The organism is Nostoc sp. (assembly GCF_036918245.1).
In the GTDB taxonomy this organism is placed as follows: Bacteria; Cyanobacteriota; Cyanobacteriia; order Cyanobacteriales; family Nostocaceae; genus Nostoc.
In genome coordinates this window covers 43,058-54,867 of sequence record NZ_JBALEF010000098.1, presented here as the reverse complement: position 1 = coordinate 54,867, position 11,810 = coordinate 43,058, and the positions used below count along the sequence as shown (strand labels likewise).

Here is an 11,810-nt window from a genome sequence, read left to right as displayed (position 1 = left end):
AAATACTGAAATACTCTATTCGATTATTACTTCACTACTTGAAGTATCGTTTTATCCTGGTGTTCAATTGATTCATACCGCACTCAGCAACGCCAAATTTATCAATTTCTCGTGTGCAGACATTTACGCGGTCTATGCACCGCAACTGAATACTTAGACATTCCCACTTCGACCAATCAGAGTTGCAATTGCCTTGACTAACTCATCTGGTTCGACAGGTTTGGACAGATGCTTTTGAAACCCTGATTCAAGCGCTTGTTGCTGATTGATTTCTCCGGCATAAGCAGTTAAAGCGATCGCCGGAATTTGTTTGGCTTGGTTTGCCTGCAATGCTTTAACTTGGCGCATCAACATATAGCCATCCATCTCTGGCATCCCAATATCACTGAGCAGCATATCTGGTTCTGACTCTGCCAAAATTTGCAATGCTTCTTTTGCTGATGTCACTGCTGTCACCATTGCTCCAGCCTGTTCTAGCACAAATGTGTGGAAGTCACGGGTATCATCGTCATCATCTACAACTAAGATTTGGGTACCTGCAAGGATTTCAGTCAAAGAAGAAGGATTTAATGCCGCAATATCTATGTGTTGTTTTGGAGTTAAATCTTTTTTAATTAGTGGTATCATGACTCTAAAAGTAGCTCCTTGCCCTTCACCTAAACTTTCTGCCCAAATCGTGCCGCCATGTAATTCTACCAAATGATGAACAATTGCTAACCCTAACCCCAAGCCACCAAATTTTCGGGTTATTGTACTATCAGCCTGACGAAAATATTCAAACACATAAGGCAGAAAGTCAGGGCTGATTCCCTTACCTGTGTCACTAACGGTAATTTGAGCTTGAGTGTCAACGCGCTCCAGTTGAATATCAATCTTTCCTCCTTCAGGAGTGAATTTAACGGCATTCGATAAGAGATTCCAGATAACTTGTTGTAAACGACCGGAATCACCCAAAACTTCCCCAAAAGAAGTATCCAGCATCGTTTGAATTTGAATATTTTTAGCTTCTGCTGCCAAACGCACTGTTTCCAATCCCCCCTCAATCACAAATACTAGGTTGACAGGCAACATCTTCAGGTTGAGCTTGCCTTGTAAAATCCGAGAGACATCGAGCAAATCTTCAATTAGTTGAGCTTGTAATTGAGCATTCCGCTCGATAGTTGCGATCGCTTTCTTCAATCCTGCTGCGTCAAACTCACGAGTCTGCAAGAGTCTCGCCCAACCAAGAATCGGATTGAGAGGCGATCGCAATTCATGGGAAAGCACCGCCAGAAACTCATCTTTAATCCGGTTGGCTCTTTCAGCTTCAGTTCTGGCAGCTTGCTCAAGTTCCAAGAGGCGATCGCGTTCGGCTTCTGCAACTTTGCGTTCGGTAATGTCAATCACTGAGCCGATGTAACCTTTAAACTGACCGTCCACTCCAAACCACGGATTAGCCGCATCCATGCAAGAGCGATATTTGCCGTCTTTGCGCCGCAAGCGGTACTCCAAACGGAAAGCCGAGTAACTCCTATTAGCTTCCAGAAAAACATTCCTGGCGTCATTGTAGTCCTCTGGATGCACAGCATTTAACCGCCCAAATCCCAAACCCATTTCCTCGCTTTGACCTGTAAAATCGTACCAGCTTTGACTGAGGTAGGTACAGTAGCTATTGGTGTCTGTTACCCAAACCATGAAGGGGGCATTATCAGCCATGTTGCGGAACTTTTCTTCGCTTTCACGAAGTGCTTTTTCTGCCTGTTTGCGATCGCTAATGTCTGTAACAAAAATGCTGACTCCTTCTGCAAAGGGGTAGATGCGATTTTCAAACCAGCGCTGCCAAGCTGGATAAAAGTATTCAAACTGAACAACGGTGTGTTGTGCAATCGCTCGATGAACCTGGGTATCAAACTCGCTTTTAACCACATCGGGAAACACTTCCCAAACGATCTTACCTAGCAACTCTTCCTTTGGGATGCCAACAATTTCTACTACCCGTTGATTGACAAAGGTATAACGCCACTCTCGATCCAATACGAAGAACTGGTCTTGGATGCCAGCGATGACAGTCTCTAGGTGTGCTTTGGCTACCTCAGCTTCAATTCGCAACCCTTGTTCGCGTTCCATTGCCTCTTGGCGGAGACGAGCCATTTTTAGGGCTGCCTCTACTCGCGCCAACAATTCACGGGCAGAGAAAGGTTTAATCAGATAATCATCGGCTCCCGCTTCTAACCCTTCCACCCGCGCCTCTTCTCCCGCCCGTGCCGACAACAGAATGATTGGAACTTTTTGCGTCTGCGGATCGGCTCGTAATGCTTGCAGTAGCCCAAAGCCATCTAATCCAGGCATCATGACATCTGTGATTACCAAGTCTGGAACATGCCCACGAGCAGAATCCAAAGCAGCTAAACCGTCCGGCACTGATTCCACCTCATACTGCTGACTTAATAGCCGCTTAACATAATCGCGCATATCTGAATTGTCGTCAGCCAGGAGAATTCTAGCAGAGGGTGCAGAGGGGCACAGAGGCAGAGGGGAAAATACTTCCTTCTCCCCTGCTCCCCCGGTTACTGAGCGCAGTCGAAGTATGCTCCCCTGCTCCCCTGCATCTTCCGGTAGCCACCGCAGGGCTTCTTCTAGATAGGGTGTCGCTCCTAATGCAGTTGAAGCTAAAGTTCGCGGGGCACTAATCCGGTCTGGAGGCAAATGAGCATATCCTGTTGGAATTGACACAGTAAAGCAACTGCCTGCTCCGAGAAGACTGGTAACATCAACTGTTCCACCATGCATTTGCACCAATTCTTGCACCAGTGACAATCCAATTCCTGACCCTTCAAAAGTTCGTCCTTGCGCCCCTTTGACGCGGTGAAATCGTTTAAAAAGGTGGGGGATTTCTGCGGCTGAAATACCGATTCCTGTGTCTTTGACTGCAAACTCAATATGGTCATTTGACCACTGTAAACTGACTGCAATTTCTCCAGCCATCGTGAACTTGAAGGCATTCGAGAGCAGATTAAGAACAATCTTTTCCCACATCTCTCGATCTACATATACTGGTTCTGGCAGGGAAGGACAATTAACTGATAACTGCATCTCTGCCCGTTCTATCGCTGAACGAAATACACTAGCTAGTTCTGCGGTGAAGGTGGCAAGGTTGGTGGGTTCATAAGATGCTTGAACCCTTCCGGCTTCAATGCGTGAAAAATCTAGCAAGCTGTTGACCAGTTTCAGCAGCCGAAGTCCGTTGCGTTGCACCATTTCTAGCTGCTCTCGTTCTTTGGCTGGAAGCAGAGTAGCACAAGTGGTTAAGGTGTCCTCTAATGGCCCCAACATCAGAGTAAGTGGGGTACGGAACTCGTGGCTGACGTTGCTGAAGAAGACGGTTTTCGCGCGATCAATTTCTGCCAAGACTTCAGCGCGTTTGCGTTCTTCCTCGTAAGCTTGGGCGTTAGCGATGCTGGCTGCAATTTGAGCCGCAACTAAATCAATGAATCCTTGATAATTGTCGTCGAATAGCCTGAAGGGGTTCAAACCAGCGATTAATATACCAGCTTTTCCGGTTTGACCGGATGCGGCAATGGGCACTGCGATCGCTTGATGGGGCGATCGCTGCCAAACACCATAGGGTAGACTACTAAAAGACACTTCCAAATCGGAAATCAGTTTGGCTTGATGCGTTCCGATCACTTCCGCAAAGGGCCAAACCCCATCAGCATTGAGAGCCACTGTTTCTGGAACTACTATGTGGTTTTGCCCAATGCGACACGTTCCAGCCAGAAAAACTTCCTGCTTATCGGGATCGACCAGATAAATCATTGCGAAAGGGAGATCGTAAGGGTTGCTCTCCAGACAACTCGCACTTAGCGTACAGGCTTCATCGAATGTCCGCGCGTCTGCCGTCCTCGCCGCTAGTTCGCGCAAAAGTGCCAACTGACGCTCACTGATAATCCGCTGCGTGTCGTCTGTGTTAGCGCAGATGATCCCGCCTGTGTCGCCCTGGTCATTAGGAACCGGGCTATATGAAAAAGTATAATAGGTTTCTTCTGGGTAGCCATTGCGCTCCATAATTAGCAGCAGCGCTTCGTCGTAAGTACCCTCATTCTTCAGCATCGCTGATTCGGCTCGAGGCGCAACCTGATCCCATATTTCCCGCCACACGTATGAAGCTGGCTGGCCAAGTGCTTCTGGATGTTTGCCGCCAATAATCGCCTTGTAAGCGTCATTGTAAAGGTTAATCAGTTCCTCACCCCACCAAACAAACATGGGTTGACGGGAAGTTAGCATAATTCGCACGGCAGTCTTCAAACTCTGTGGCCAGTGCTGTGTTGGACCAAGGGAAGTTTTTGACCAATCCTGTTCTCGCATCCTAGCACCCATTTCACCCCCACCGATAAGGAAATTTACGTCGGCGTTGCTTGCTAACGTTGACTTGTTTTTCATTAATTCCTCTCGATTGGTCATGTGTTGGTTACAGGCTACATCAGTGGTTGTCTGTTAGGAAAAATCCTCTATAAATTAGACTTTTACGTTTCTAAACAGTTATTTTAGAGGATATTCAAAGGCATATACAGCGTGAGATGCCAACTCTGCTGTGACTTTTCAAAGCATTGAAATTGCCTTTTCGGGGCAAGTTTCTATTTTTATTGTCTCCTTTATATCATCGATATTTCAAGCTACCAAGGGTGATTCTCATTAGACATCTCCGAAGAAAGGCAGGAGGCAGTGCCTATAAAACAAGTTTCAAAAGCCTTGGATGAAAGAATGACTGGGGACTGGTATTTTGACTCAGCACTGGCTCAACCTTAGCTATCCGCTAACAGCACTCAGCACTTTCAAGTCAGAGCGAGGGGGCTGACAGGTGTAGGTATTTTACAACTAGAAAGAGTTGGAATAGTAAAAGCCATTAACAGGGGTTTGAGGGAAGGAACTCCTGCGATGAAGATGAATCGAGAAACCGTGGAGCAAATCAGCAATGAGGGCGATAAAACCTAAAAGAAAACAAGAAATCTGACGTACTGGCTTTGGGTTGAGAGGTTTTCATTGGTGTCAACTTAACGTGAAAGCCAGCCTAGAACCAGCTTTTAGATATTGTCTCGTTCCCAGTCAGAGACTGGGAATGCTGTCCTAGAGGCTCTGCCTGCCTCCCTTGCTGGCGGCAGAGCCACCAGGAGCAGCATTTCCAGCCAGAAGCTGGAAACGAGGTTTTAAAGGAGTTTCAGCTTAAGTTGACACCAATGAGCAATGCTGTGCCCCTACAGCGCGGGTTTACCGATCGTCAAAGAACAATTAATAAAGACCTGAAACGACCTATTTTCGTGAATACATACCATGATTAATTTGTACAGTGCCTAAGTCCTATAAGTATTTAAATCGTTTCTGTAAACATACCGGTTCGGGCAAACTCTTCTTCTTCAGGGGTGAAGAGTGGAGGTTTATCCACAAGGCTAGGTTCAAAGTAGTATGTTTCTTGGAGAAACTTTCCGCTAAAGACAGCTTCTTCTAAATCCTTGATGTGATTCTGTGCAACTATACACGCTTCCTTGAGATTATTCGCATCGCCCTTCTCTAGCAGCTTTGGCAATTCTGTTTTTACCCCTGTCAGCCGTGCCAATGGCTTAAGAGTTCCATAGATGTTGTAGATGCGAGCAGTTTCTATGCTGGTGTATTTGAGTGCATTGGCTCTTGCTAACTCCGAGTCAAGGCTGGGCCAAAAACGGGTGGTGTAGAACGCTTTCTCATCCTTGTGATACCATTCTTCCGATCGCGCAATGGAAGAAGAAACGGTGTTATGCAGTTTCCAGAAGAATAACCGCAGGGAGGAACCATCTACCACGGTGGATAATTTCGCCTGCAATGATACCTCAAAGTCAGTCAGGTTGGGATCACGCCCAAGCACCAGGTACTCTACAGGATACATATCCACTTCTTTATTTTGGACAACGTACATATTCAGGTGGTGGCGGCAGTAAGGACAGGGGTACATTGTGGCAAACAGTTGGAAGAAATCTTTGAAGATTGCTACTGCGGCTTTTTGCTGTTCTGGTGTCTTGGTACACACAATCTCAGCTGTGGTATGGAAGAAGCGCCAGACTGCCGGGCCAATGTAGTAGGGGAAGCTGACTCGCATTTGGGAATCCTTCACCTCAGTCCGATCTAGATAAACATCAATGAATGCTACATACTGTGATAGCGCACCTGATTCTCGCCCAAACTCTAGGCGTTCGCGGCGTTTCTGCACTCCATTCAGGTAGTGATGCGTTAACCGCCATGCTTGTTTGAGTATCAATTTCTGTTTGGGAGTGCAATGGGGAAAATTTTCGGCAACATCCGCCCCGTAGCGGTTAAATTCTCCTGAGTTTTTTGTACACTGATACCACTCATCCAAAGCCGCCTCGTCGGGTACGGTGTTACTTTGGATATCTGCTGTGGTATAAACACTAAACGCTGCCAACAATTTTGGCATAAAGTCTTCATACCAGTATACTACTGGCATGATTGCACCATCTATTTCCTCAGTTGCCTGTCCGAGAATGACGCGGTTCCACTTGTTCAAGTAGTCTTTTGGATTTCCCGCAGATTTAGTTGGTGGTGGAGCCATTTCTTCGTTCAGTTCTATTCCCCTGAGACGATTAAGTTCGTTAATGGCCAGCACACCTTCTACGATGTCACCCAAGCTGAGACTTTTCTTTTTGATCGTAATTGCAAACTCGACTCCAGCTGCAAACTTTTCTTTGACATTGGCAAATTTACTCCGTGCTTCTAAAATCGCTTGCTGTTCTGCCAACATTTCTGGTGTCTTTGCCACTGTTTGCCAGTTTTTGATCCGCTCCTGCAATCGGGCATATTCATCGGCAATTGATTCAACCACTGCATCTAAGACGGGGTAGCAATCTTCGGATACTATACCTAATGCTTTGTATAGTGCGATCGCTTGTTTGACAAACTCCACAAAATCAGTAATTTTGTATGGCAAGTTTTTCACCCGCAAGTGAGTTTCGTGATTTGCGGAGAAACTCTCACGAAAACTGCGGTAGGCTGCTCCTTGAATCAAACGAAACAGACCAATCTGCATTTGTAAGGGAGACGTACCGCTTTTTTTCTGATTCGGTGAGTTTGGGTGTTGTACTAACTGTTCTCTTAGCTGTGCCAACTCTGGAGCCGTTGCTTCTGGCGTCGGCTGGGTGCTGGCTGCTGCGGCCTCATTGGAAGTAGCAACTGTCTTGAGCGAACTGTTAAGAGAAATCGGTGAGTCTTGATAACCAGTTTTGCTCTCTGACTCCTCCGGTACTAGCTGACAGAATTCCTCAAAGTCAATTGAGCCATCGCCATCATGATCTACTTCCTGCAACATCTCTTTCAACTCAGCGTCTGTCAGCCCAAACTGAGTCATAACTGTCCGCAGTTCAACGGCAGTAATTTCACCGCTACCGTCTTCATCAAAGGCGCTGAAGGCTAACTTCAGGCGGCTTTGGCGATCGCCTACCTTCGCGATCATCAGCGTTTTAAATTCTTCAAAATCGATAGTGCCTGACAAGTCAACGTCAATCTCCTTAATCAAGTCACGCAGCCCCGCTTCCGTGGGATTTTGCCCTAGCGATCGCATTACCTCCCCTAGTTCCTCGGTTGAGATCGCTCCGTTGCCGTCTACGTCTAATACTTTGAAAGCTTGCCACAATTTTTCTATTTCTTGTTCATCAATCATGGTTTTGTTCCAATTCTATATTTGTCACTAATAAATTTATTACCATGTTTTCTAACAGCTACTTCAATGCTGTCTAGTTATGTTAGGTAAATACCAAGTATTAGGAACGACTGAACTTAGTCTCAACCTTACTTGCAGTCGCTTAGTAAATTTTTCAGTTGCTTATTGTTGCAATAAATGCAGTTTTACGAGTTTAATTGCAAATGCTCCTAGATAAACTAACTAAGTCAGCGAGAATAAATCAAACTATATTAAGTAATATCAAAAATCTGAAGATTATTTTATGGTAAGTGTTTCAGCCCTGATTTGTTCGCGTAGCCTCTCGCAGAGAGGACTAAAATCATCACTACAAACCTTTAATTATTTACGCTGCTATACTCAAAAATTTTCTATCTTCCCTTATAAAAACGCCTTTGCCTTATTTCTAGTGTTGGGAATAGGGTAAATTTCTATTTTGCTGAACACTCCATGCACGATATTGCAAAAATTAGGTCTTTTGCAAAAAATATTTTGTAGTATCTTAAAATATCTACCTACTGTAAATGTCATCGGGCGATGAAATATAAGCGTGCTCGAAAACTATCTAGGCGCTTTCTTCAAACGATACGTGGGTGTTCAGCGCTTGGCAGATGTTAGTCGTGAAGATGATGCCACATATCGTTGACGAAGCTTAAACGTTCATCCACAAAGTTCAAAGGTTCATCCACAAAGCTCAAACGTTCATCCAAGAGCATAATTTACTAGATGCAAGAGTCCTATACCCGATTGGGCATAACCACAGCCAACAACAAATATCTCTGTGTCTAATGCCCGATGCCCCATGCCCAATTCCCAATCCCTTGTATTTGCGATCGCAAACTAACTTAACCTAAATATATGCCTTTAGCAGAGGTAAATTCAAAGGCTATGTTCGATATTTAAGTAAATAGTAAGTATCAGGAACAACGGAACTCAGTTGTAACCCTATTTGCGATCGCCTTGTAAATTTGTCATTTGCTTATTCTTACAACAAATCTGGTTTTAGGGGATTGATTGCAAATGCCCCTAGAGAAAGTATCAAAAGTTTTCTGTCTCCGCTTATAAAAGCTCCTTTGCCTTTGCCTCATTTCAACTCTTAGAAATGAGGCAATTTTCTATGTTGCCATACACCCACGCATAATTTGTCATCGGGAATAGAGGCAAAGTGTTAGTGCTGAAATATATTTAGCCTATCTTAGTACTATTTATTACAAATTGAGTTACATTTGCGAACTTGCGCTTTCAATTTAATGTAAGGCGAATTTTTTGCAACCTTTGAGAAAGGCTCTACTTTCAAGATAACTAGCTTTTCTCCTTTTTTAAGTTTAACGATTGTTTTTCCAGATAAAGATTTTTCCTTTATTAAATTGACTTCATATTTAACAGTTACGATTGTTCCTGGTGATGGAATGACAGGAGGCTCAATACGAGGAAATTGTTTAGGATTTGATGGTTGAAGAACTAGTTTTTGTCCAACAGATAAACTACCTGAGGTTTTATTAACCATACCTATCCATATCCAGCCAGTAGGATTTACTATTTTTGTTGAATTTAAAGTTGGTTTAGGTGCTGATGAAGGGATCTCTAATATATCAGGTGGTTGAGAAATGAAGCGTAGAAGTATGTTACCTAATACAAGGAAAATAACTAGTTTCACAGCGATGTTGCTGACTCTATTCCGGCGACGAGACCTTGATGGTCTAAACAAATATGAAAAGGTTGCTCTTGCCACATACATAAAAGTGTTTCCAGCAGCTTTTGTAATAAGTATCACAATTCCCCTAATCCAACGCAGAATTTTTTTAATAAGGAAGGTAGAATCGGTAAGTTCCTCGGCTACTTCTCGAATACCTATAGCAATATTTTCAAAAGCATTATCATAGGGTCTCCATTTAGTGACAGGTCTTCCATCCTTGGGTAAAACTTTGACATTGGGGAATGCGACCTTCCAATAATTATCGACTGGACGAAGCAGAATAGTAATAACACGAGATGTTTTAGCTTTATGCTGTTTCATAGCTTGTTTCGCCAAAACATTCCAGTGGTAATCTGAAGCAGTAAATTCTGAACTAATTAGCACTAAAATTATCTCGGCTGTCTTTAAATTTATATCAATCTCACTTTCCCATTCCTTACCTGGGCTGATCATGCCTTTGTGCCAATTGGTGATCGCACCTTGCCGCTTCAAAATGCTGAGGTGATTCTCTAGTTTTTGCCGCATTTCTTCATCTTGAGCAGAGTCAGAGCAGCAATAAAAAACTTTGACAATCTTAGTAGCAGGCATTGACCTTAGCACCTATTAATCTGAAAAAATTATTACTTTCTTTTCATAGCATTTTTTATTTAAATTTTTGATAATTTACTCAGTCTTAATTATGAATTTTCAACAGTGAATTTCTATGAACTTACTGCCAATTCTTTTGCTACTAACCGGATACCTTCAGCAACACTTAAAAATGCATCACTACGATTTCCCCACTTCTTAATAGGTTTAGCGTCTTTGGGCAGGGCTTGAAGCTTTCCAAACGGTGCGCTCTTCCAATCAACAGAGTCGAGAATTATAGGGATAACTCTGGATTCTTTGGTTTCATGCCTTTCCATTGCCCGTTTGACTTCAACATCCCAGCAATAATCTGAAGCGATAAAATTTGCACTTACAAGCAGCAAAATTATTTGAGATGAATCTAAGTGAGTGTCTATCTCATTGTGCCATTCTTTTCCTGCTCCAATTTTGCGATCGTGCCATTCTGTAATCACTCCTTCCCGCCTTAAAAGAGTGAGGTGCTTTTCTAGTTTGTCGCGAAGTTTTTCATCTTCATGAGCATAAGAATAAAACACTTCAATAGCTTGATCAGGTTGCAATGACATAAGTTGCTTTATGACTCGAATCTCTGAAAGTAGGTTTAAATCTTTATCAAAGTTGTCTGCTAAAACTTGCAGCTTTTATTTGAAGGTAGAAGGGATCACAAGATTGATTTGAATTTACAGAATAGTTCTTTATAAGACTCTACCATATAGCACTACTAAAGTAATAGCACTTGTTCATCTATTCAAACTCTTTACCGACACTATTTTATCAGCTTCATCTACTGTTATTTGCGCCAGCCCAAACTGTTCAATAACTGCTGCATTTGTCGTCAAATGCCTACTCACTTCAGCTACTCGATACTGACTTTCTTGTGAAGCTAAAGCAGCTGGCAATAATAACTGATCTGCTAAATGTTCATCTACTGGTGCGCCGGTGTAATGAAACTCAAGCAGTTGCTGACAAGCAATCTCTGCAACTGTTTCCGCCGACAACCGCAAACGCCCAAATCCACCAAATCCAGTTAAACTATTCTGATACTCAGCAGTTAGGAAAATACCCGCCCCAGGTGCCACACCTTTTTCTCGCAAGGTCTGTACAGTAACTTTTAAATGGGCTGACCGTAACAAATTCTCGGCACGATTCGCCATCCGTTGCGGAATATGGGAAGGCAATTCCGTCACCACTGCTAGTCCACGCACCTGTTGTAAATCGCCCCGTTCCAACAAGTTGATCCCACCGAGTTTACCACCGCCATCTACCTGTAACTCTACCTCTCCCCCACCTTGGGGATACCACCCCCAAGCGCCTAACTTGACTTGGGCCTCTACACCCATGCGTTGCAGTATCGGCAGATAAACTTGCTCAATGTACGTCGCTGTCGGGCTAAAGTTCACATGAGTTCCACCCTTTAGTGTTACTTGAGAATTGCCAGATGCTAGTGCCAAAGGTAAGAGAATTGTCTGTAAAACCAGAGCGATCGCACCCGCAGAACCACCTTGTTGTGCTTTACTAACATCAAAGGTATAAATTCCAGCTTGCACAGCACTACCTGGGATGAATTCCAGCAGCATTGAACCCAAAGCATCACCCCGTAGTTGGGCATTACAAATTCTCGCCGCAGCCCGAACTGCTGTTAAGTGTTGTGCTGCTAATCCTGGCTTTTTGCGTCCAGCGCGAATGCCTGTAATTCGTATGGGTTCACCGGTGATGGCGGCTAGACTTAAGGAAGTACGAAGAACTTGTCCGCCTCCCTCTCCGTAGGAACCGTCAATTTCAATCATGGGCGATTATTGGAATGTTGGA

5 protein-coding genes are annotated in these 11,810 nt (G+C 44.0%); all 5 read right to left on the bottom strand.

The window, feature by feature from the left end; genetic code table 11:
• Positions 1-153: 153 nt before the first annotated feature.
• Positions 154-4,419 (bottom strand): ATP-binding protein, encoded by a 4,266-nt coding sequence (locus V7L12_RS28610; protein ID WP_335089537.1) that lies wholly within the window; start codon positions 4,417-4,419, stop codon positions 154-156.
• 925 nt (positions 4,420-5,344) lie between these two features.
• The gene (locus V7L12_RS28605; RefSeq protein WP_335089535.1) at positions 5,345-7,681 is read right to left on the bottom strand and encodes an EF-hand domain-containing protein; all 2,337 of its coding nucleotides are present in this window, start codon (positions 7,679-7,681) and stop codon (positions 5,345-5,347) included.
• Between the two features lie 1,219 nt (positions 7,682-8,900).
• On the bottom strand, positions 8,901-9,983 hold the full coding sequence (locus V7L12_RS28600; RefSeq protein ID WP_335089533.1) for a toll/interleukin-1 receptor domain-containing protein: 1,083 nt from the start codon (positions 9,981-9,983) through the stop codon (positions 8,901-8,903).
• Between the two features lie 113 nt (positions 9,984-10,096).
• Positions 10,097-10,567 carry a toll/interleukin-1 receptor domain-containing protein gene (locus V7L12_RS28595; RefSeq protein WP_335089531.1) on the bottom strand — a complete coding sequence of 157 codons (471 nt, stop codon included), beginning with the start codon at positions 10,565-10,567 and terminating at the stop codon, positions 10,097-10,099.
• Between the two features lie 174 nt (positions 10,568-10,741).
• Complete coding sequence (gene rtcA / locus V7L12_RS28590; RefSeq protein ID WP_335089529.1) at positions 10,742-11,788, bottom strand: RNA 3'-terminal phosphate cyclase; 1,047 nt, start codon at positions 11,786-11,788, stop codon at positions 10,742-10,744.
• Positions 11,789-11,810 lie beyond the last annotated feature (22 nt).